18 protein-coding genes are annotated in these 23,257 nt (G+C 61.1%); 11 read left to right on the top strand and 7 right to left on the bottom strand.

Annotation, left to right across the window (positions count from 1 at the left end):
• Positions 1-113 precede the first annotated feature (113 nt).
• The 9 genes from IGS58_RS14630 (at position 114) to IGS58_RS14590 (ending at position 12,231) form a co-directional block, all read left to right on the top strand.
• Positions 114-503, top strand: a complete 390-nt coding sequence (locus IGS58_RS14630; protein WP_329957994.1) for a hypothetical protein — start codon at positions 114-116, stop codon at positions 501-503.
• 101 nt (positions 504-604) lie between these two features.
• Positions 605-1,906, top strand: coding sequence for an EAL domain-containing protein (locus IGS58_RS14625; RefSeq protein WP_230521858.1), 1,302 nt, complete (start codon positions 605-607; stop codon positions 1,904-1,906).
• Positions 1,907-2,075: 169 nt separating this feature from the next.
• The gene (locus IGS58_RS14620) at positions 2,076-2,744 is read left to right on the top strand and encodes a response regulator transcription factor (RefSeq protein ID WP_230521857.1); all 669 of its coding nucleotides are present in this window, start codon (positions 2,076-2,078) and stop codon (positions 2,742-2,744) included.
• Positions 2,741-5,113, top strand: a complete 2,373-nt coding sequence (locus IGS58_RS14615) for an ATP-binding protein (protein ID WP_230521856.1) — start codon at positions 2,741-2,743, stop codon at positions 5,111-5,113. The genes IGS58_RS14620 and IGS58_RS14615 overlap by 4 nt, the downstream gene beginning before the upstream one ends.
• 20 nt (positions 5,114-5,133) lie before the next feature.
• A complete protein-coding gene (locus IGS58_RS14610; protein ID WP_230521855.1) occupies positions 5,134-6,378 on the top strand; it encodes an MFS transporter in 1,245 nt (414 codons plus the stop codon).
• A gap of 350 nt (positions 6,379-6,728) precedes the next feature.
• Positions 6,729-7,283, top strand: a complete 555-nt coding sequence (locus IGS58_RS14605) for a fimbrial protein (protein ID WP_230521854.1) — start codon at positions 6,729-6,731, stop codon at positions 7,281-7,283.
• A gap of 73 nt (positions 7,284-7,356) precedes the next feature.
• On the top strand, positions 7,357-8,121 hold the full coding sequence (locus tag IGS58_RS14600) for a fimbrial biogenesis chaperone (RefSeq protein WP_230521853.1): 765 nt from the start codon (positions 7,357-7,359) through the stop codon (positions 8,119-8,121).
• A gap of 124 nt (positions 8,122-8,245) precedes the next feature.
• The gene (locus tag IGS58_RS14595; RefSeq protein ID WP_230521852.1) at positions 8,246-11,083 is read left to right on the top strand and encodes a fimbria/pilus outer membrane usher protein; all 2,838 of its coding nucleotides are present in this window, start codon (positions 8,246-8,248) and stop codon (positions 11,081-11,083) included.
• Positions 11,080-12,231, top strand: coding sequence for a fimbrial protein (locus IGS58_RS14590; RefSeq protein ID WP_230521851.1), 1,152 nt, complete (start codon positions 11,080-11,082; stop codon positions 12,229-12,231). Before IGS58_RS14595 ends, IGS58_RS14590 begins: the two co-directional genes overlap by 4 nt.
• A gap of 87 nt (positions 12,232-12,318) precedes the next feature.
• On the opposite strand, the gene IGS58_RS14585 is transcribed toward IGS58_RS14590, so the two are convergent.
• The 7 genes from IGS58_RS14585 to IGS58_RS14555 all read right to left on the bottom strand — a co-directional run bounded on the left by IGS58_RS14585 (position 12,319) and on the right by IGS58_RS14555 (position 21,744).
• Positions 12,319-12,606, bottom strand: a complete 288-nt coding sequence (locus IGS58_RS14585) for a transcriptional regulator (protein ID WP_230521850.1) — start codon at positions 12,604-12,606, stop codon at positions 12,319-12,321.
• A 1-nt stretch (position 12,607) separates the two neighbouring features.
• Positions 12,608-13,528 (bottom strand): EAL domain-containing protein, encoded by a 921-nt coding sequence (locus IGS58_RS14580; protein WP_230521849.1) that lies wholly within the window; start codon positions 13,526-13,528, stop codon positions 12,608-12,610.
• Between the two features lie 128 nt (positions 13,529-13,656).
• On the bottom strand, positions 13,657-15,594 hold the full coding sequence (locus IGS58_RS14575; protein ID WP_230521848.1) for a S9 family peptidase: 1,938 nt from the start codon (positions 15,592-15,594) through the stop codon (positions 13,657-13,659).
• A gap of 152 nt (positions 15,595-15,746) precedes the next feature.
• The gene (locus IGS58_RS14570; protein ID WP_230521847.1) at positions 15,747-18,524 is read right to left on the bottom strand and encodes a TonB-dependent receptor; all 2,778 of its coding nucleotides are present in this window, start codon (positions 18,522-18,524) and stop codon (positions 15,747-15,749) included.
• Between the two features lie 378 nt (positions 18,525-18,902).
• On the bottom strand, positions 18,903-19,937 hold the full coding sequence (locus IGS58_RS14565) for a serine hydrolase domain-containing protein (RefSeq protein WP_230521846.1): 1,035 nt from the start codon (positions 19,935-19,937) through the stop codon (positions 18,903-18,905).
• Entirely contained in the window at positions 19,928-20,731 is an 804-nt protein-coding gene (locus tag IGS58_RS14560; RefSeq protein ID WP_230521845.1) for an alpha/beta fold hydrolase, read from the bottom strand. The genes IGS58_RS14565 and IGS58_RS14560 overlap by 10 nt, the downstream gene beginning before the upstream one ends.
• A complete protein-coding gene (locus IGS58_RS14555; protein ID WP_230521844.1) occupies positions 20,728-21,744 on the bottom strand; it encodes a M14 family zinc carboxypeptidase in 1,017 nt (338 codons plus the stop codon). The genes IGS58_RS14560 and IGS58_RS14555 overlap by 4 nt, the downstream gene beginning before the upstream one ends.
• Positions 21,745-21,953: 209 nt before the next feature.
• Here IGS58_RS14555 and IGS58_RS14550 point away from each other — a divergent pair, with 209 nt between their 5' ends.
• Positions 21,954-22,682, top strand: a complete 729-nt coding sequence (locus IGS58_RS14550) for a hypothetical protein (protein WP_230521843.1) — start codon at positions 21,954-21,956, stop codon at positions 22,680-22,682.
• Complete coding sequence (locus tag IGS58_RS14545) at positions 22,679-23,254, top strand: RNA polymerase sigma factor (protein ID WP_230521842.1); 576 nt, start codon at positions 22,679-22,681, stop codon at positions 23,252-23,254. The genes IGS58_RS14550 and IGS58_RS14545 overlap by 4 nt, the downstream gene beginning before the upstream one ends.
• Positions 23,255-23,257: the final 3 nt, after the last annotated feature.

The following is a 23,257-nucleotide window of genomic DNA, read 5'->3' as shown; positions in this document are numbered from 1 at the left end:
CTCAGCAGCGCCTCCCCGGCCTGACATTCTCGAATCATTTTAGGACTGTTCTGATTTCGCTCAAGAAACTCCGTTGCTAGACTTCAATAAGTCACCGGACCCCGCCAGCCAATATGCGCGTGGCAAGCCCGGTCCCTGATCTCCCTTATTTGAAAGTAGCGGTAATGACAAAGCAAATACAACAGCATCCGCAGCAGCATGCGGCACGCGTGACGGGCTTGCGCAATCGTCTCCCCCGGAATGGCGCGAGCGGCTTTCGCAGCGCCGACCTGCTCGACGTGCTCATCGATTTCCTGGGATTGAAGAATGATGCGGCCCTGGGGCGCGAGCTGCATGTGTCGGCTCCCATCCTTTCCAAAATCAGACATGGGTCTTTGCCTGTCAGCGCCGCCATACTCATACGCATGCACGAAGTGAGCGGGCTGAGTATTCATGAACTGCGGGCATGCATGGGCGATCATCGCGCCAATTTCGGCATGCTCGACGAAGGCGAACGTAAATAGCAAGCTTGCCGCCCGTTACCCTCCGGGCGCGCGCGATGGCTCCTCTGGAAGCAGACCCAACCCTTGTCTCTCCACGTGGTTTAACCCTAGGAAAAAATGCCGTGAAAACTATCAGCCCCCATATGCGTAGTGAATTTCATTCCCTGCGTGTGCTGACCTTGATACCTGACTCGGATAAAGATGGCGCGCGATGGCTGAACACGATGCTGAGTGCCATTGATATTGCCAATGTGAAAAATGTCCGGGCCATGAGCATGGTGCCCGCGCTCCTGCGCGAAGGGGATATCGACCTGATCGTCGCGGACGTCGCGCACGGTGGACTGATGCTCCCCAGTTTGCTGAAGACGCTCGATGCGGCGACTCCGATGCCGCGTTTCCCGCGTATTTTATGGGTGGGGCAGCCACCGCCCGTCAATCTGCTGCCTGCGCCATGGCCGGCCCTGGCGGAGCAGCCGGCAGTCCGCCGCGTCGGCGGCCTGCCGGTGACGGCCTTGCTGGCGCATGCACGCCTGGCGCACCGGGCCGGCATCAATGTCGGGATGGTGTATGGTGGCGGCAAGGCCGTATTCACCGAGGCCTTGCGCGATTTGCTGCTGGCGCCGTCGAACAACCGGCATGCATCGTGCTCCGCCCCCGCCGATGCTCCCACCGAGGTCGATGTGATCGAGGCGTTGACGACAGGAAAGAACCTGCGCGTGATGCTGCAGCCGCAATTTGATTTGCGTACACGGCGTATCATCGGTGCCGAGGCGCTGCTGCGCTGGCGCCTTCCCGGCGTAGGCGAAGTGCCGCCGTCGGTGCTGATTCCGATGGTGAACCGCCTTGGCCTGCATCTGCTGCTGTTCAGCTTTATTGAAACGCGCGTCATCGATGTGCTGCTTGTGCTGAAGAGCCGCCAGGTAGCGCTGCCTATTGCCTTGAATGCATCGGCCGAAACCGTGTGCACGCCAGGTCTCGCGCAGCGGCTGGCCGAGAAAATGCAGCGGGCGGGCTTGCCACCGCAGCTGCTGAAAATTGAATTGACCGGCGATCTGCCGGTCGCCGATGAACTGCTCCTGTCTGCGTCGCTCAATACGCTGCGCAAGAGAGGTTTTCCCGTTTCGCTCGACGACTTTGGACAAGGGACATCGACCCTGAATCTGCTGGCCAAAATGTCATTCGATGAGGTCAAGATCGATGGGGCGTTTGTGCGCGACATGAAAACCAGCGCTTCCGCCCAGGCCGTGATTGCCGCGACGGTGAGCCTGGCGCGGCTGATGAATCTGAAGGTGGTGGCGGAAGGGATCGAAGAGGCGTCATGTATCGAGGCACTGGCCTGCCTTGGCTGCCCTACGGGGCAAGGCTATGCATTGGCGCGTCCCATGGAGTTGCGCGACTTTTTCGACAGTGTTAGCAATAAATAATGGAAATACCCGAAAGCGATGTAAAAAGTAATTTCAATCGGTCACGTATCTGCTGCACAGGAGAATTTATGTTAAAAAATAGCATCTCGGATGGCGTAAATGGCACAAATTGGAGTAATCTCATCAAAGGAAATCTTCCCCATGCTGTGCCTGTGCCTAGCCTCTGCCGATGAAACGTTTACGTGTTGCCTTGCTCGATGATCACGCGGTGGTACGGCATGGCCTCGTCGCCCGGCTCACGGCCGAACCGGATGTTGACGTCGTGGGCGCCTACAGTACCAGCCGCGAGCTGATGGCGGGCCTGCTCCTGGAGTCGGCCGACGTACTTTTACTCGACTATGCGCTGGGTCCGGACGAACTCGATGGCGTGTCGCTGATCCGCGCACTGCGCGCCAAATTCCCCGATTGCCCGATACTCGTATTGTCCACGCACCATGAGCCGGCCACGGTGGCGCTGGCCTTGCGCGTCGGCGCCCGCGGTTTCGTCGGCAAGGGCGAGGACATGGCGGAGCTGGTCAAGGCATTGCGCAAGGTGGTGTCCGGCGCCGTGTACCTGAGCGCCGAGATGTCCTACCGGGTGGCGGAAGCCAGCACCACCTTCGATGCGCGGGAAGGCGATGACGGCGCGGACGCGCTGCTGCTGGGCGCGGCGCTGTCGGCGCGCGAGCGCGAGGTGATCCGCTGCTATCTGGCGGGCATGACGGTGACGGAAATTGCGGAAAAATTCAAGCGCAGCATCAAGACCATCAGCTCGCAAAAGACCACCGCCTTCCGCAAGCTGGGCGTGACGTCGAACAATGAACTGTTCAAGATCCGGCATACCATAGGGGACGCATGAGGCGCTGGCGAGCTGGCGTCGCCGCGTTCCTGCTGGCCGCCTGCTGCATGGCGGCGCAGGGACAGGAGGGGACCTATCCGCTCAGCGCCGCGGAACAAGCCTGGGTGCGCGCGCATCCTGTGCTGAAGCTGGGCATGATGCAGAACCGTCCACCATTCGAAACCATCCAGCGCGGGGCGATCGGGGTTGGCATCGGCCCGGATTACATGAAAGTCATTGAGCGGCATAGCGGCCTGACGTTTGACATAGTGACCTTGGCCGACACGGACAGCGGCTTTGTCCTGTTGCGTGAAAGTGGGATCGATTGTCTTCCCACGGTGCGCAGTATCGGCACACCGCCCAAGGTGCCCGGTGTCAGCTACAGCTTGCCTTACCTCTCGACCAAGGCTATCGCCGTCACGCGTGGACAGGTTGGCACCGTTGCCGATGGCATCGCATTCGATGGCAAGACAGTGGTGCTGCCGGCCGCGGAAGCGGAGTTGTTCGGTCCCTTCCTGCGCCAGCGCTACGACGGCATGCGCATCGTCGTCAGCCCCACCATGCGGCAGGCGCTGGCGCTGCTGTCGAAGGGCGGCGCCGATGTCGCCATCGGCAGCAAGGCGCAGCTGTTACCGGATTTGATGCGCGAGGAAGGCGCTGACCTGCATTTTACGGAACTTCCCGTGGCCATGACATCCGAAGTGCGCATGGCGCTGCGCGATAGCGATCCTTTGCTGGAATCGATCGTGAACAAGTCGCTGGCCACGATGACCCCGGCCCAAATCAGGCTGGTACGCCAGGATTGGCTGGGGGGGGAGGCCGGTAATCACTCGAACATGCTGTTCGCGGTGGACCACTTTGGCGAGCATGTGGGCCTGGCTGCCGCTTTGCTGCTGATCCTGGCGGGCCTGGCGTATCAGGCCTACAGCGCGCACCGCCGTGCCTTGCGCAACGAGCGCCGGGCGGCCATGTTCCTGGCCGTGATGAGCCATGAAATCCGCTCGCCCATGAATGCCGTGCTGGCCGCGGTGGAGTTGCTGCGCTCCACGCCCATGAATGCGGAGCAGCGTCACTTTGTCGACCTGGCCAGCAACGGCGGGAACATCCTGTTGCGTTTGCTTGACGACGTGCTCGACGTCTCCAAGCTGGAGGCGGGACAGCTCACGCTCAGCCTTGATCCGGTAGATGTCGCAGCTTTGGCCAGCGATGTGGCAGCCCTGCAGCAGCTGCGGGCGCGCGAGAAGGGCATTACGCTCGATGTGACGGCGCACCAGACCGTGCCGCGGCTGATGCTGGACGAGGCCAGGCTGCTGCAGGTGCTGCACAATCTGGTGTCGAACGCCATCAAATTTACGGCGACAGGCGGTGTCGAGATACAGATCGCCATGCTGGAAGAGGGAACGGAGCAGGCGCGGCTGGAAATTGCCGTTGCCGATACGGGCATCGGCATCGGCACCGCCATGCAGGCGACACTGTTCCGGCCGTATGTGCAGGTGGAGGGCACCTACAAGCGCTCGGGCGGTACCGGCTTGGGCCTGGTCATTTGCCGTGAACTGGTGACTCTGATGCAGGGCACGATCACCATCGACAGCGAGATGGGCAGGGGCACGCGCATGGTGATTTCCTTGCCTGTGGAGTTGGCGACCGGGTCGCCTCCGGCGGTGGATGTAGCTGTTGCCCGGCCCGGCCCGGTGGGCGGCATGGCGGCGCAGCGCCTCTTCATTCTGGTGGTCGAGGATGTGCCGGCCAACCAGGCCGTGTTGCGGGCCCAGCTTGCCAGCCTCGGCTGCGATGTGGACATTGCCGAGAATGGCGCCAGCGCATTGGCTTGCTTCAGCCTGCGCGAATATGACCTGGTACTGATGGATTGCGACTTGCCTGACATCGACGGCTACAGCCTGACGGTTGAGTGGCGCAGGCGTGAAGCGGACCTGGAACAGGCGCGCTGCCCGGTGATCGCGATTTCCGCCTCGACGGGAACGGATCATGCCGAACGCTGCTTCGAGGCTGGCATGGATGGCATATTGAGCAAGCCGATCCGATTGGCGAAACTGCAGGATATCGTCGAACTGTGGTGCGACGTGACGCTGGTGCTGCAAGCGCCGCCGATGGAGTCCCTGGCGGTATTTGATATGCCGCAAGTGCGCGCCGCGTTCGCCGACGATATGGATGAGTTGCTGCAGGCCATGGCCATGCATGAACATGATACCGCCTTGCGCGCCGCGCACCGCCTGCATGGCGCGGCCCTGGCCATGCAATGGGCAGAGATGGCGCAGCCGGCGGGGAAGCTGGAAAGCCTGTTGCGCAGCGTGGCGGAGCCGACCGATGTGTGTTGCAGTCAGCCCCTGCAGGAAGTCGTGGCAGCCTGGCGTACCCGTGACCAGCATTGATTTCAATCGAAAGGAGCATCATGTCGCGAGGTATCAGCAAGAATAAGAAAGAGGCAATGGGGATGCTGGCGTTGATGTTGCCGACCACCTTGCTGTTCCTGGTGCTGTCCGGCATGGATCCGACGACATTGCCGTCGGCATCCCGGCCCTTGCCATTCGGCTTGCCTGCGACGCTCGGTAATTTGCCGATAGCCGCCGCGATCCTTTACCTCAGCATGGGGTTGACGGGGCTGGTGCTGGCACTTCTGCCGGCAACCCTGTCGCGCAAGAAAACCTTGCTGTCCGGATTCCTGCTGCTGGCGCTGGCGGCGTTCATGGGCCTGTTTTCCCGTTCGCCATTTGAGCTGTGCTGCTGGAGCTTGCTGGGCGGCATCGGATGCACGATGAATATCTGTGCCTGGATCAGTATCGGGGTCACATATTTTCCGCGCCATTGCGCGCTGGTGGTGGGGCTCATGAATTGCCTTGCCGTGGCCAGTAGCATCGTCGCCGCCAAACTCAGTGCCATTCAGCATGCCTTCAATGAACAGGGGAAATTGCCCCTGTTACCGGCCATGGCCGGCATGCTCATTCTGATTCTTCTGTATATCCTGATCTGGCATTTTTTTCAGCAAATCAGCGCCGCCGGCGAGCGGCGGTTCATCCGTCCTGAAGCCAGAAGTCCGGTGGGGTCGGTCTGGTCACGCGGCCCGCTGCTGCTGTTTTTGACCGCCTTCTGCATGCCATTAAGTACTGCCAACTTTGACTACCTTTACAGCACCTACCTGCGCGAGATACTGGAATTGCCCATCAAGACGGCGCAGATGGCGATGGGCATTGCCGGGATTTCAACCTTGCTGTCGCCGCTGGCCGGGTGGCTGGGGGACCGTTATGGCGCCATGAAAACGCTGTTGCTGACGCTGCCCGTCACGGCGGCTGTCGGCGGCCTGATATTTTTGGGATGGCGTATGCCCTTGAGTGTCCTCATTTTCCAGGTGTTTCTGATGGGCCTGGGCCTGACTGCGGTGTTCTATGTCAATATGCTGGCGGCCCTGATTCAATCGGTGGCGCCCATGCAGAACATGCGGGCTGCGGGTTTATTCTACTGCGCGTTCAACCTGGGCATTCCTGTCACGGGTGTCCTTTTTGCCTACCTGAGAGAGATGCTTGGGTGGACGATGCTGGTTTTGGTGCAACTTGTCTTCCCCCTGGTGCTGGCGACCGTTCTCGTCTGGCTGGCGCAGAGAATACTGACGCCGGCCGACAAGGCTGTGCTTCCGGGCTGATTGGCCAGCAGCCACCCGCATCGAAGCACCGCCTTGCAGGCGCTCTTGCACCCACCTGTACGCCCGGTAATGCCGGGCGTTCGCCTGTCTTGCCGCGCCATCCTCCTGGCTTTTATCCTCGCATTACCTCCCCATTCGGTCTAACCCTGCCGCAACTACAGCTTGCTTGCGTCTTGCGTGTGTGCTGTCGCAGATTCGTATAAAAGCACGTCATATCCGACGACGCGGATTTTTAAGACCATTCTCATATCGACAACTGTCGCGGCTCTGTAAAGTACGAATCTGCATCAACAGCCGCGTTCCTACATTAACTGGTGCGCATTTACCTTTATCTTTCAGGAGTAGTCTTAATGAAATCCCAAGCCCGTATCTTCGCCGTTTTGCTGGCCGCCGCTGCAACCCAATCCGCTTTCGCTTCCGATGGCACGATCAATTTCGAAGGTGAACTGCTCGATTCGACTTGTACCGTTACTGTCAATGGTGTGGTTGGCCCTGCACCTGCGACCGTGACATTGCCAAAAGTATCGGCTGCCCAGCTGAAAAAGGCTACAGACGTTGCAGGCCAGACAGGTTTTAATATTACGCTGAGTGCGTGTACCGGTACCACCACCAAGGCTGCCGCATTTTTCGAATCGGGTAGCGGTGTTAATCCACTGACCGCCAATGTGAAAAATAGCGACCTCAGCCCTAAGGGCGCCAAGTTTGTGGAACTGCAACTGGTCGATGCCACTAACGGTAATGTGATCAAGGCTGGTGATTTCTCGCAAACTGCGAATACCTCCAAGGTCACGAAGAACGCTGCCGGCAATACGATTTTGCCGTATGCCGTGCAATACATCTCCACCGGCGTTGCCAGCGCCGGTCTGGTTAAGGGTGCCGTTACCTATTCCATCACTTACGAGTAATTTGCTCGCCAGGGAAGCACGTTCTCGCCGCTTTGGCGAGGGCGCGCTTCCAGCAACCATCCTGAGGTCTTCCATGTCCCCCTATCATTCATTGCAAAGTTCGTTATTGCTCAGCCTGGCCTTGCTGTTTTGTTCTTCATCAATGGCCAGCGTCGTGATCACGGGCACGCGGCAGATTTATCCGGCGAAGCAAAAAGAAATCACCATCAAGGTCAATAACGATGGCGCAGTGCCGGCGCTGGTCCAGACATGGATCGATGCTGGCGATGTCGCATCGACGCCCGCCACGTCCAAAGTACCTTTCGTGCTGACCCCGCCGCTGGCCCGCATCGATCCGGGAAAGGGGCAGAGTCTGCGCCTGATGTTTGTCGGTCCGGCTTTGCCTGCAACGAAAGAATCGGTGTTCTGGCTGAATATGCTGGAGATCCCACCCAAGTCGCAAGAGGCAGATGTGAACAGCCTGCAGATGGCGTTCCGCTCGCGCGTCAAGATTTTTTATCGCCCCGAAGGGCTCGCTGGCAATCCTGTCGACGCGATCGAACAAGTGCAATGGCGTGCCGTTCATGCCAGCAGTGGCAAGGGCTTTGCCCTGGAAGCATATAACCCGTCCGCCTTTCACGTGTCGATGGCGTCGCTGTCGCTGGTGGCCGGCGCCCAGCGCAGTGAGAGTGATGGCGGCATGGTGGCGCCAGGCGAGACCAAACAATTTGCACTGCCCTCCCTGCATGCCTTTCCGGCCGCCGGCGCGCAGGTGGAATTTAACGCCATCAATGATTACGGTGTACCAGTGCCGACACGGCGTAGCCTTTCTGCGCCGGCCGCCCGGCCCGCTCCTTAAGGTTTGAATCATGAGTACTCATCGCCATGTCCGCTATTATCCTCAAGCAAAGCCTAGTCTGGGCGTCAATGCGCTCGTTGGCAGCATGCTCAAGGCGGTGGCGTTCAGTTCATGTGCCATGGTCATGCCAGCTGCGCATGCGGACGAGGTCGATTTCAATAGCGCGTTCCTGCCGGAAGGCTCGCGCAGCCTGGATCTCGCCATTTATCAGAAAGGCAATCCTGTCTTGCCGGGCACTTATCGCGCCGATATCGCCCTCAACGGCCAGCTGAATACGCGTCAGGATATCCGCATCAATGCCAACGATGACGGCAGCAATCCCGTCGTGTGCGTATCGCGCAAGATGCTTGAATTGCTGGGCGTGAATATGTCAATGCTGTCGCCGGAATCCATGACCTTGCTGGAGGAGGGGCAGTGTGTAGAATTGGGTAAACTGATAGCGAATGCCACGGCCGTGTTTTTGCCGGAGATGCAGCAGGTCAATATCAGCATTCCTCAGGCGTCGCTGCGGCGCAATGCGCGCGGTTATGTCAGCCCGGAGCTATGGGATAGCGGTGTCACTTCGGGCATGTTGGGTTACAACTTTAACAGCTATCACAATAAGAGTGGCGGTTCTTCATTCGACTCCGCCTATCTGGGCCTCAATGGCGGCTTCAATATGGGAAGCTGGCGTTTTCGCCATAATGGCGCACTCAGCTGGCAGCAGCAGCAGGGAGGCAGTCGTTATCAGGTGCTCGATACCTATGCGCGGCGCGACATTACGGCGCTGAAAAGCCAGCTGACCCTGGGTGATGCGAATACCAGCGGGGAGATTTTCGATACCTTATCCTTCCGGGGTGTGCAATTGGCCAGCGATGACCGCATGTTACCCAATTCCTTGCGCGGCTATGCGCCCGTGGTGCGCGGCATTGCCCGCACCAACGCTCGCGTGAGCATACGTCAGGCGGGCAATCTCCTGCTTGAAACGACGGTGGCGCCAGGCGCCTTTGTCATCGATGACATGTATGCCACGGGTTACGGTGGCGACTTGAACGTGACGGTGTCCGAAGCGGACGGTAGCGAACAGCGCTTTGTCGTGCCGTATGCGGCCGTCAGCCAGTTGCTGCGTCCGGGTTCGCTGCGTTTCAGCACGGCGGCTGGCGTAACGCGCAATAATTTCTTGAGTAAGCAGGCGCGCGTCCTGCAGGGGACTTTGCAGTATGGTTTGAACAATAGCCTGACGGGTTACGGTGGCTTGCAGGCCAGTGAGGACTATTTGTCCTTGCTCGGCGGCGTGGCCTTTGCATTACCGATAGGTGCCGTATCCATCGATCTGAGTCACGCGCAGACGAAACTTGCCGCAGACACGGCCAAGGGCCAAAGTCTGCGTTTGTCATACAGCAAGAATGTCTTGAGCACTGGCAGTAATTTTTCGATGGCTGCTTACCGCTTTTCCACCAGCGGCTATCTGGATTTTGCCAATGCTACGCAAATAATCGACGCCGAACGCAGGGGTTACGATTCCAATATGCAGTATAGGCCCCGCAACCGCGTGTCCTTGACCGCCGACCAGCGCCTGGGTGCGTGGGGGCAGGTCAGCATCAGTGGTTATGCACAGAATTACTGGAACCGGCCTGGCCAGGACTTGCAATACCAGCTCAGTTACAACAAGCAGGTGGGGCGCGTGAGCTACGGCATCAATGCCAATCGCAGCAAATTATCTTATGGCGGCATGGAAAGCAGGATACAACTGACCTTGAGCATGCCGCTGGGTGGCAATGACAGCCTGTCTGCTCCGCAAATGTCGGCGCAGGTATCGCGCGACACGGATGGTCGCTACAGCCAGCTGGCAACGCTGAGCGGCAGCGCGGGAGAAGAACGGCAATTTGGCTATGGCGCATCAGTGAGCCGCAATGGCAGCAGCACCAGCAGCTCCCTCAACGGCCAGTATACCGGGGCGCAGGCGATGGTTGGCGCCGCCGTGGGGCGCGGCACCGGCTATAGCAGTGCCTCGGTCAGCATGAGCGGCAGCGTGGTGGCCCATCCTGGTGGTGTGACCCTGACGCCACTGCGTGGCGAAACCATGGCCGTCGTGCATGCGCCTGGTGCCGCCGGCGCCAAGGTGGCCGGCTATCCTGGCCTCAGGCTCGACGCCAGTGGCAATGCGGTCCTGCCCTATTTGCGTCCGTATGAATTGAATGAAGTGGCGATTGATCCGCAGGGCACGTCGATGGATGTCGAGCTGAGCGAAACAAGCCAGCAGGTGGCACCGCGCGATGGCGCTGTCGTGTTTTTGAAGTATGGCAGCAGCACGGGCCGCGCGATCCTGTTTCAGGTGCGTCTGGCCGGCGGCGACGCTCTGCCGTTTGGCGCCACCGTCAAGGATGAGCAAGGGCAGGTCGTGGGCATGGTGGGGCAGGATGGCCAGTTGTATGCGCGCCTGCAGGAAAACAATCGGCAACTGTCGATTTCCTGGGGCGGCAAGGCGCATGAGCGTTGCAGCATGCCCATCGCTGCTTCGCTGCTGCATGGCGAGGGCGGCAAGCTGCAGCAGGCCGATGCCGTGTGCGTGCCTGAACTCATCAATGCCAAGGCGGCGCCCGCCGGTGAACGCAGCGCCGAAGTGCTAGGCGGCACGCATACGGTCGATATTTTCGTCAATGGCCAGCGCATGGAACGGCGCGATGTGGCCTTCATGCCGGTGGCTGGAGAAAGCCGTCCCTCGCCGTGCATGAGTACGGTGGATTTGCAGGCGTATGGCGTGCAGCTGTCCAAAGAGCAGTTGCTGCTGCCGTGCCAACAGGTGCTGGCGTCGATTCCCGGCGCCAGCTGGACTCATGAGGCTGCCGTCCAGCGCCTCGATCTTCAGGTGCCGGCGGCATCGCTGGTGGCGCGCGCGCCACGCCAGGGCTTGCAACTGGCCGCTGTCGGCCTCCAGAAGGAAGACACTGGCGTGAAAATCACGCAAAGGAAAAAACCATGAAAATTCGTACGATGGCTGGCCTGATGGCCGGGCTGCTGCTGTGTGCAGCGCCGCAACTGGTCCAGGCTGCGCCCAACTGTTTCGCCATCAATGGAAACCTGGGTTTTACGGGCACGATGGCGCTGCAGCTGGGCAGCCTTGCCGTGCCGCGTGACGTGCCGAATGGCACCATGCTGTACTTCCAGTATTTTAGCCAGGCAGCCAATGGCCTGCAACTGCAATGCGATGCGCCAAACGCTGCGGTTCGGCAATCATTCCGTATGCAGGGCGTTGGCGCGAATGCCAACTTTAGCGGAAACCAGGCGTACGCCGGCAAAGTCTATGCAACGAGGGTGCCTGGCATTGGCGTCGCCTGGTTCGCCAACGGGAAGTGGATGACTGACGGAAATGTAGATACTATCAATAGCAACCCATCGCCCTACATCTGTGGCGGCGATGGAGCCCCTCCGGGAACGTGCAACACTAAACTGCTCGACAGGGCACCCCCCTCTACCTCCTTCGCGCTCATCAAGACGGGGCCGGTGGGGGCGGGAATCATACGGGCACGTGACTTGGGCAGTGTGTCCTATTTTGCGACCGTGAATGGCGGCAGCACGGAGTTCATTATCACTTCAATTGGCTTGACAGGCAGTATCAGCGTGGTCAGCAGCACTTGCCGTACGCCCGACGTCAAGGTGGCGCTGGGCAGCAGGAAAGTATCTGCCCTGACGGGGGCGGCAGGTACGCCCACGCCGACGGTCAGCTTTGTGCTCGGCCTGACCGACTGCCCGGGGTTTCCCGGCAATTTCCATCTCACCCAGGCGACGTCGCCAATGTCGTCTGAAAACGGGGTTGTCAGAGACCCCAGTTTTCTGCCTAACAGCGTCAGCGTGCGGATAGATCCTGCCGCACCGGCAATCGATGCGGCCAGGGGCGTGCTGAGCCTGACGACGGAAAGAGGGGTGGCCACTGGCGTGGGCGTGCAATTGCTCGACAGTGCAGGCGCGCCCTGGCCCCTGTCGAAGGATGTCAAGCTGAGTAACGTGCTCGCTGCCGGCACCCGGTCGCTCGATATTTCCCTGGGAGCGCGCTACCTGAAAACCACGCCGGGTAAAGTGACGGCTGGTCCGGCCAATGCGGTGGCGACTTATACATTGACTTATCAATAATTTTTGCAAGATCAAATGCAAAAAAACGGCGCGCCAGTGATGGCGCGCCGTTTTTGCGTGGGGAGCGGCCATGCCGCTCGTCAGCGATCAGTGCCGGGAGTTCGTGAGTGCCTTGAGTTCGCCGATGGGCAGGCCCGATGCCTCGTGCATGCGTATCAGCATGTCGGTATCGACGGCGGAGTTCCCTTTTCTCAGCTTGCTGATCGCGAAGGGCGGCACACCCAGCTCGCGGGCCAGGCAGGCGTCATTACGCAGCCCCATGTAGGCGAGCAGGCGTTCGACCAGCGCTGTGGCACCATGCCCCTGGGCCGGTGTTTCGGCTTCCATGGGGTTGGCGGCCTGGGAATGCGGTATCAGTTGCTGCATGATGGTCATGTCATTGCGCCTTTACCGCCATGCTTCCAGGCTTGGGCAGTTGACCCTGGAGGAATTGCTCGCGCTCCATCGGGCGTGCCAGCGCATAGCCCTGGCCGATGCGGCAGCCGATGCCCAGCAATGCCGCCAGCACGGATTCGTTTTCGATGCCTTCGGCCACCAGTTTCAGATTGAGCCTGTGTGCCAGGGCAACGAGGGTGGCGACGATGGCATGCGAATGGCTATTGGTTTCCATGTCGCGAATAAAGGCACCGTCGATCTTGACTTCATCGAAAGGCATCTTGAACAGGACGTTGAAGGTGGCGGAGCCGGCGCCGAAGTCGTCGAGCGACAGGGGAAATCCCTTCGCCCGCAGGGTGTTGAGGCAGCCCGACAGGCACAGTTCATCGAGGACAGGCAAGTCTTCGGTGACTTCGACTTTCAGCAGTCGCGGCGGCAGGCAGGCATCCCGCATTCTTGTGGCAAGCATATCTGCCATGCCGGGCGCGCACACGGTATCGATCGAGGCGTTGACGGCAACCGGCACGTCCGCACCTTGACGGCGCAGGTGCCGCAGCACATCGATGACCTCCTTGACGACCCGGTCGAATAGCTGCATATGCAGGCCGAGCCGGTTGACCATGGGAATCAGCACCGCCGGCGACACGTCGCCGTACCGTGGGTGCCGCCAGCGCAGCAGTGCTTCCGCGCTGACGATGCGCCTGCTGTGCAGGTCATACTGTGGCTGGTAGAGCACGCGCAGGCCCTCGCCCGTGCATATCGCATGGACAACGTCGGCATCGCTGGGCCGTGCCGGGGCATATCGCTTGAGCGCTTGCGGATGCTGTTTGCGTTCCTGCGGCACGGCGCCGGGCACGGTGAGGCGCAAGGGCAGGCGCTGGCACACCGTGATGGAAGGAATGGCATACACGGTGGCGCTCATGGCATTTTTCCCGGCGGATTAAGATGGAATAAGTATAGGGACGGCGATTTCAGCGGAGAATCGGACTGTTCTGAAAAGCGCCGCCCCGCCCAGGCTGGACGTCATGACGGACCGGCCAGTTTGCCCGGCTAGCGTGCCGTTCCCGGGCCGATATAACGGTCGATGAAGCGGAATACGGTCTCGCCCCACAGAATCCGGTTGCTTTCCTTGGCCCAGCCATGGCCCTCGCCCGTCATCACCATCCATTCGACGGCATTACCTTGCTTGCGCAACTGGTCGCGCATTTTCTCGCCGTGAATCAGGGGCACGCGCATGTCCTCGCTGCCGTAGGCCATCAGCACGGGCGCTTTGATCCTGGCGGCATTGCCGATGGCCGAAACTTTTTGGAAATACGCGTCGTCGGTCTTCGGATCGCCGTGCATCTTGGCACCCATGTCATCCATGACCGGGCCGGACATATCGGACCAATTGACGGTAAACAGCATCTTGACGTCGGTGACGCCGACCCAGTTGATGCCACATTGGTACAGGTCGGGGTTTTTCACCAGGCCGTACATGGTGGCGTAGCCGCCGTAACTGGCGCCGATGATGCACACGCGCTTGCGGTCGACGATGCCTTGCCTGACCAGCTCCTCGATGCCGTCCGTGATGTCGTCCTGCATGCTCAGGCCCCATTGCTTCCAGCCCGCCGTGTGGTGTTTCCAGCCAAAACCGGTCGACATGCGAAATTGCGGCTGCAGCACGGCATAGCCGCGCGAGGCCAGCATTTGGGTCAAGGGATCGTACTGAAAATGGTCGCGCGAGTGCGGTCCGCCATGGATGTAGGCGACCAGCGGCAGGGCCCTGGGCGCGCGGCCTTGCGGCAAGGTGAGATAGGCCGGTATATGCAGTCCGTCGCGTGCCTGGTAAGAGATTACTTTCTGTTCAGAAAGTTTCTTGCCATCCAGAATGGGCATCACACTGTACAAAGGCTCCAAGGTTTTTTTGCGCGTGTTGAACAAATACAGCTTGCCCACATTATTCACACCTGTGGCACTGACAACCGCGTGGTCGCCACGCCATTGGAAATTGACCTCTTCGTTGGGCAAGCTGGCGTTCAGCGACGCCTGCAGGCGTGCATATTCCGGATCGAAGTAGTGCTTTGTCGACTTCATGCCATCCACCTGCACGCCGATGATTTTCTTGCGCGCATAGTCGAACAGCAAGCCGTTATTGACATCGACTAGTGTATCCTCGGCAATTAAATCCCCGGCCTTATTGCCGGAGAAATCCCAGATGTGGACGCCCGCCTTGTCGCGGCCGTTGAAGCGGCCGGCGACAAACAAGGTCTTGTTGTCGAAATCGAAGCCCAGCGGATTCATGGTTTTGCCTTCAGTGGCATAGGCTTGGTAGATGGGTTTCCACGGCGCCTTGTCTTCTTCGCGGTAATACACGGTCTGCTTGATGCGCTTGCTGCCATCTTCCACGCTCATGGCCGAGGCCACCCGGATCACATTGTCATGATCGAGCAGCCAGTCGCTGACGGCGCCGGGATTATCAAATGTCAACAAGGTCTTGCGGCCAGTGGTCGTGTCCATGCGAAAAACGTCGCTGGCGCCCAGGTCGGCCCCGCTGCCGCGCTCGTTATTGGAGACAATCAAATCGTTGCTGCCGTCGCCAACCCGCTTCAATACCTGTACCGGTTTGTAGGGCTTGCCGGTGCTCATGGCGTCCTTGACGCTGGCCACGAGGATGCGGAAAGCGCTGCCGTCGCGGTTGACGGCAAACAAGCCGCCGCCCGTCTGTTTTTCCATCACTTCGCTGCTGCCCTTGCTGATGCTGAACACCAGGCGCTGGTTGTTCACCCACAGCGGACTGGTGACATCCCAGTCCGGATCGGAGGCCACGACGGTGGAAGCGCGCGTTTCCAGGTTGATGATGGCCAGCACGAAACGTCCGTTGCGGGGCGTGAGCACGGCAAGATTCAGCCCGTCGGGCGATAGCAGGGGGCTGCCGCTAAATTCGCCTTTCTTGAAAAAATCCGCAATGGGAATCGTCTCGTCGGCGTGGGCCAGACCGGTATGCATGCCAGCGCCGGCAAGCAGCAAGGCGAGTAGGGTAAGAGTGGGGGTGTATTTCACTTATATCTCCATCATGAATGGGACAGCGCTCTGGCTAATCAGAGTACATATGGCAAGCAGGGCCGCGCCAGAGAAGCTGGCACGGCTTGATCCTTGGCTTACTTGAAGGCGTAATCGGCAGTCAATTGGAAGTAGCGTCCCATTGATCCATGCAGGCCAGAAATGAAGTTATTGCCATAATGCGGATAGAATGGCGGTTTCCGGTCAAAGGCATTGCGCACCGCAAAACTCAGCTTGGTGTTCTTGAAGCCGGAGTAGCTGCCCCCCAGATTGAAGACGGTGAACGAGGCAATGCCCTTGCACAAGGCGGGATAGCCTTCTGTTGCCAGTTTGCATGGTTCGGTGCGGTCTTCAAACGAAGACATCTTGCCGATAAATTCCACGTCGGCCGACAGGTTGTAGGCGGCTTTTTTCCAACCCAGGCCCAGATTTCCCTGCACGGTAGGCGTTCCCGCGACACCGGCATACTGGATCAGTTTTTCATTTGCCGATGGCGCTGTCCTGAACGAGTAGGTATGGCTCAGGTTCAGTTGCGGATGCAGGGTGCCGTATTCGCCGAGGTTGAGCCTGCCCACCATCTTCAAGTCCAGGCCGCGTACTTGCGTCATTGCCACGTTGGTCAGAAGCATGGTGATGGATTTGACCTGGCCCGCGGTGGCCCCGGCCAGTTGGTCGTCAGCCGTAAGCGGTTCACGCACGATGGCCACGGCAGGATTGTTGGCGTAGCGTGCCGGGTCAGCGAGCACCTTCGACAGGGCCAGGGTGGAAATTTCATTATTGCGCTCAATCTGCCACACATCGAGCGTCGTCAGGAACGAGCTGCTGGGTTCCCAGGCGATGCCCAAGGTGAGGTTTTTCGCCGTCTCCGGCTTGAGATCCTTGTTGGCGCCGCTGCGATATGGAGAGTTGCTATCGCAGCCCAGGGTAAATCTGGCATTGCAGCGGGCCGTATCCTTGTACGACAAATAGGCATTGCGTACATCGGTCGAGTTTTCTACCAGCGTGGGCGCGCGGAAGCCTTTCGCATACGTGCCGCGTACCAGGAAGGCTGGCGTGACGGACCATTTCAAGCCCACCTTTGGCGTCGTCGAGCTGCCATAGTCCGAGTAACGGTCATGCCTTGCCGCCAGGCTTGCTTCCAGATTTTTCAGCAGCGGAATGGTGGCCTCGCCATATACGGAAGAGACATGGCGACTGTTCGAGATGCCAGGAGGCGATTGCGCCTGATGATAGAGCTCGCCCGCAATGGCGCGGGAGTCGGGCGAGTTCGACAGCGACTCGCGCCGGAATTCCGTCCCCAGTGCCACACCCACGGCGCCCGCGGGCAGCGTGAACAATTCGCCGGAGATCTTGGCATCGATTTGCGCCAGGGACGATTTGAATGTGCTGTCGGCGCTGGTCGTTATCGTACGGAACAGCGCTTCGTTGGCGCTGCCGCCGCCAAAGATAAAGCGTCCATCGTGGTAGGCACTGATGAAGGGCGTGGTCAGGATCGCGCTACTGTTGTGCGATTGGACTTTGCTGCCAGTGAAAAGGATGGCTGTTTCCCAATCCCAGTTCTTGTAGTCGCCTTTGGCGCCTGCCAGGTAACGGCTGAAATCGGTTGTATTCTTCATGCCCTGGGAAGGGAAGTCACGCAATGAAGCACGCACGCGTACCGTGCCATTGCCACCGGCCAGAGTCTTGCCGTCAGGGCCGATCAGTTCTTTCGGGTATTGCGGATGGGTAATGGGCAGGTCGAGAGTGGGCTGGTTATTTTGCCCGGCAAGCCAGTGCGGTATGCCGGTCACGGTTGCCGTATTCCGGTTCAACATCAACTCGCCGAATACGGTGGTGCTGGCGTTTGCCTGCCAGGTAATCCTGCTGATCAGGCCGATGCGGTCCGTCTTGCCGCCAGCGTTGATGGTGCTATCCTTCAAATTGTCGAAGACGCAGGCCTGCCCCATTGCATTTTTTTCCAGAATCCCCGACGCCGGCACCAGACGGTCCGCCGGACATTGACTGTCCAAGGTGCGCATCACATACCGGCCAGTCGCCTTGTCGGTCCAGAAAAGGTTGCCAGGGTAGGTGTAGAGCGTGCGGTTATCCTTGTAGCCCCAGGCGCGCAAATCTTCCGTGCCCAGGTACGCGTCGCGCTTGTGCAGATACGCTTCCTTACGCGTGCGCACATCGAGTGTGGCATAGGCATTGAAGTGGTCCTTGACCAGGCTGCCTTTGCCGAAGGTGATGTTGGCGCGCTGCGTTTCGCCATCGCTGCGGCTGGACTGGCCCAGCGAAGCGCTCAGTTCCAGTCCTTCGTAACTGCTGCGCAGGATGATGTTGATCACACCGGCTATCGCTTCGGAACCGTAGATCGCCGAGGCGCCATCCTTCAGGATTTCAATGCGCTCGACGGCACCGACAGGGATGGAGTTGATGTCGACAAAGGTGGTCTGGAAGTCCGGTTGCGCGTACGCCGCCAGCCGGCGGCCGTTGATCAGCATCAAGGTCGCCTGGCTGCCGAGGCCGCGCAGGTTCAGGCCGGCGGCACCGGCCGTGAAGCCGTCGGTCTTGTTTTCATTGACGCCCCCAATATTGGCGGAAATGGTGCGCAGTACCTCGTTGAGGGAAGTGGCGCCGCCGCGCGTCAGTTCTTCGCGCGTGATGATCTGTACCGGCGAGGCTGATTCCAGTTCGATGCGCCGCACGTTCGAACCTGTGACATAGACTTTTTGCGTAGGGGCATGTTCAGCCGCTTGCGCCTGCTTGTCTGCAGTGATGGATGGAGTGCCTGGATCTGTTTGCTGCGCCTGTACCTGCCCCGCGATGCTGAGACCGGCGGCTGTCGCCATTGCCAATCGGACCAGTACGACGAGTTTTTTTTCGTTGAGTAACATTGCACCCTCTTTGGTTATAGGTAGTCGTTGTTGTGGTAGCCAATAACGCGACTTGCCGCCTGGCCATTCCGCTGCCTGGTATGGCACCGGGCTGGCCTGATGCATCAGCGGCTAGTACCCATGGAAATATTGTATTTTTTCCAATGAGCGACTTCAAATATACCGAGCGGGAAAGGGTGGAAAAATAGGACTGGTCTTAAAGCACATCGCTAAATTCTTAATACAACAATGATCCGCTGGAGCGCCGGATAGAGTAATAAATCGCTGGATGGGGATGTCAGGGAAGGGCGGGGGGCGTGCTGTCGGCCTGGCTCAGGCGCATCTGTGGATTGCGGGCGACGATCCGGCCGGGCACTTGCGCGTGCGCAAGCCGCGGGTTCAGAGACCGAAGGCGCCGCGCATGAAGTCGCCACGCAGCGCGTTGATCCTGGCGAAGTCGCGCGTGTAATACAGCTTGTTCGTCAGCAGCACGGCATAGCGGCCGCGCCGGGGGCTGAGCCACATGGCCGTGCCGGTGAAACCCTGGTGGCACCAGACGTCGTCTTGCGGCCCGCTGCCGGCCGCCGGGTGCCAGAACAGGCCGCGCGACGGGTTCAAGGAACCCGTCTGCAGCGTCAGCGAATCACGCACCCAGCCGGCATCGAGTACAGCGCCATGCAGGCCCGGCGCCAGCATGGCCCGCAGGAAGCGCTGCAAGTCGGGCACGTTGGAAAACAGCCCGGAGATGCCGCACACGCCGCCCAGCAGCCGGGTCGAAAAATCATGTACCACGCCGGCAAGGTGGGCGCCCGCCTGCTCGCAATACTCGGTGGGCGCGACCAGCTGGCCGTGCCGTGGCGTCACAGGGCCGAATCCCGTGGCGGCCATGCCCAGCGGCTGCAGCACATGCTCGGCCAGGGCCTGGTCCAGGGGCATGCCCAGCAGCCGTTCGATGACAAAGCCGAGGATCAGGGCCGCGCGGTCCGTGTATTCGACAGCTTGACCTGGCGTGCCTTCCAGCGGTTCGCGCAGCACGCCGCGCACGATATCGTCGTACACCTCGCCATAGCTGGCGCGCAGGCGGGCGCGCAGCGGCAAGCCGGCCGTATGGGTCAGCAGCTGGAAAATCGTGATGGGCGCCAGTGCATGCCCCTGCGTGCCGGGCAGCACGTCGGCCAGCCGGTCGTCCAGGCGCAGGCGTTTCTGGCTAATCAGCCTGCCAGTCAGCGACCAGACGCTGACGATCTTGGTCAGCGAAGCGATATCGAACAGGGTGCCGACCTGCATCGCGGCGCTGGCGGGCTCGGGCGTGAGCCGCCCGGCCGCGCCCGCCACGCCGTGGTGGACGGTGCCCATGGCCCAGGCCGCGCCTGGAAAAATCTGTTCGTGCACGCCGGCTTGCACCAGTTCTGCCAGCTGTTCCGTTATCTGCATGATGATTGCGCTGTGTGTGTGCTGTCATGGCTTGTCGTTTCCACGCCCAGCCAGCGCGCCACCGACTGCGCCACCCATTCGCCCTCGTCGAGCGGCAAATCGTGGCCCGCGTCGCGGTGGATCAGGCAATCGGCCTGCCAGGCGCGCGCCAGGCGCTGCGAGCAGCGGTGGTCGACCAATAGGTCTTGCGCGCCGGCCATCACCAGCACGGGCATGGGCGGGTGGACGCTGGGCGCGCGGTAGCGGGCGGCCGACAGCAGCTGGCGCAAGGCGTTGCGGCGGCTGACGGGGTATTCCTGTTGGTAGCTGAGCCAGCCGGCCAGCAGCGCGGGGTTGCCGCCAGCATGCCGGCGGCTCGTCAGGCGCAAGATCAGCGCTTCCTGGCTGGCTGCGTCGCCGGCCAGCAGCTGGCGCAGCAGGGCGCCGTAGTTTTGCCAGCGCAGGCGCCGGTAAAACGGGCTGTATGGCCGCATGCTGGTGTTGATGAGCACGCAGCGGGCGATTTCCTGCGGGTAGCGGTGCGCCCATTCGACGGCCACCATGCCGCCCAGCGACAGGGCCAGCAGGCGGTAGGGCGGGGCGATGCCGCGCGCCTGCAAGTCCTGGCGGCAGCTTTCCACCATGGCGGCCACGAGGGTGGCGCTGTCTTCGTCGTGGCGCGTGCCGTTGCCGGGCAGGTCGGGCGTGACGATGCGGGCGCCGGGCAGAGCGCGCGCCAGCGTGGCGGGAAAGGTGCCCCAGTGGCGCTGTTCGCGCATCAAACCGCGCAATAAAATCCAGGTGGGCGGGTTCATGATTCGTACCATTGCGCCAGGGCGCGCCGGCGCTGCGCCTTGCGCAGCAAGCCTTCCGGCATCCAGCGGCCGTGGCTGCTGGCGGCGCGCATGAGGAAATCGAACCAGACCAGGTGCCGCCGCAGCACGCGCTGCAAGCGGTGTGCGGCCGTGGGGTTGAAGATGCTGACCCGGTTGAACAGCTGGCGCGGGTTTTTCTTGACCCACAGCCACGAACCCATTTCCAGGGTCAGCGGCAGGAACACGCGCCCGCTGTAGCTGGTGCCGTTCAGGTACAGATAGTCCCACAGGTCGCCATGCGTGCGGTATTGCCGGCTTTGCGGCTCGAACACATAGTTGTGGTTGGGGTAGCTCTGGCTGAACAGCTCTTCCAGCGCGCTGATCTCGGCCAGGTGGGCTATCGGCACCTTGGTATGCGCATGGGGAAACCAGATGCGGTCGCGCAAGCCGAAGCCGGAATGGCAATCGAGGGCGATGCTGAACTGGCGCGACAGCAGTTCGCGCTCGACCAGGTCGCACACGGCCTGGCTTTCCAGCTCCATGGGGCCGTGCGCCGCGCCCCGGTACCAGGGCAGGCGGGCGCTGTAGCGCTGTCCACCGAGCATGAACGGCACTTTTTCGCGCGCGCTCAAGGGCGCGTTGCGCATCAGGTCCACGCCGCGCGGATTGCAGCGCGTGGCTTGCCACATGCCGCCCGGATTGACCAGCGGCATGAAGACGAGGCGCATGCTTTCCAGCTGCTGGTGCAGGGTGGCATCCCAGCGCAGGCGGGCGACCAGGCTTTCCAGGAAAGACAGGATGACTTGCGTGCCGATGCGTTCGAGGCCGTGGATGCCGCCAAACAAGCCCAGCACGGGCACGTCGGGGCTCGGATTACCCAGGGCGATGCTGTACACGGGGAATTCGCGCCCATCCATGGCGATGCTGCAGGGCGCGGCCACTTCCAGGTGGCTGCCGCCCTCGTCGATGAGGCGCTTCAGCATGACCAGCTCGGGCAGATTTTTTTCGATCATCAGGCGTCTGAAAGGGAAAGTGACAGCCAGTGTAGCCGAAATCACTGCCGCGCCAGACGTTCCGCATGGCGAAATTTGCGCACGCTGGCCATGTCACGAAGCCGTCATTTTTTGTGTGTAGGCTATTGCAGTTGATACAAGAATTATCACTTGGCAATACCTCGTTTCCGCATATTTTCACCCTCACACGATAGCGACACGATAGCGATATGACAGGCAGCCCGGCATCCGTTCATGTGCTAGCGCTGGCCGGATACCTGGTACTGCTGGGTTTCCTGGCCGCGGTGGGACCCGTACGGGCGCAGCCGGCCGATGGCCCCGTGCTGCAGTTCGATATCGCCGCGCAAAACCTGGGCGACGCGCTCGACCTGTACAGCCGCCGCACGGGCATCGCCGTGCTGATGGACCAGCGCTACGCGCAGCGCCAGTCGGCCGCCGTGCGCGGCGCGCATGCGGCCGGCGCGGCCCTGCAATCCTTGCTGGAGGGTACTGGGCTGCAATCGCGCCTGTCCGATGCGCAAGCCGTCATCGTGTATGCCCCGGCAGGCGCAGCCGAGCTGCCGCAGGCCGCCGTCGTGGCCGCCGCCGACATACCGGGTGCCACGCAGGGCGGCGGAGACCATGCTGTCTATGTGAGCCGCTTGCAGCACGTACTGCTGGGGCTGCTGTGCCGCGCGGCGCAGACGCGTCCCGGCGGCTACCGCCTGGCGCTGCAGCTGTATCTGAACCGTGCCGGCGTGGTGGACCGCGTGCACCTGCTCGACAGCACCGGCTTGCGCGCGCGCGACACGGCGATCGCTCGCGTGGTGCTGGGCATGCGCGTGGGCGCGGCGCCGCTGCCGTCGATGCCGCAGCCCGTTTCCATCCTGCTGCTGCCGCAAGGGCCGGGCAGCGAAGTCGATTGCGCCTCCAGCATGCCGGGCAGCAACGCGCCATGAGCATGCCCGACCTGCGCACCAAGCTGAAACGCCATCTCAGTTCGCGCTACGCCGTGCTGCGCTGGCGCCTCGAACGGGTGGTCGGCTGCAAGCATCATGCGGCCGATGCGCTGCAGGAAACCTGGCTACGCCTCGAAGCGATGGTGGCGCCTGGCCCCGCTGCCGCGCCCGTCCACAATCCCGACGCCTATCTGCTGCGTATGGCGGCCAATATCGCCACCGACGCGTATCGCCGAGACCGCATCATCGTCACCGAGCGCGAACGCGAAGAGCTGATGCACATGGCCGACGAGGCCGGCGACGACATCAGCGACCCGGCGCGCATCGTCTCGGCGCGGCTCGACGTGCAGGCGCTCGACGCGGCCCTGGCGGGCCTGTCGCCGCGCCGCCGCGCCATCCTGACGGCGGCGCGCATCGACGGCATGCTCAACGCGGAAATCGCCGAGCGCTTCGGCATTTCCGTGGCGATGGTGAAGAAAGAATTGCAGGCCGCCATGCAACACTGTAAAACGTGCATGGCCGATGCCGATGCCGCCCAGCGCAGCGATGTGTCGGGCCGCCGTAAATATTGATGA

The sequence above is a fragment of the Janthinobacterium sp. EB271-G4-7A genome (assembly GCF_020858075.1).
GTDB lineage: Bacteria > Pseudomonadota > Gammaproteobacteria > Burkholderiales > Burkholderiaceae_D > Janthinobacterium > Janthinobacterium lividum.
This window is presented reverse-complemented; position numbering and strand designations above follow the sequence as displayed.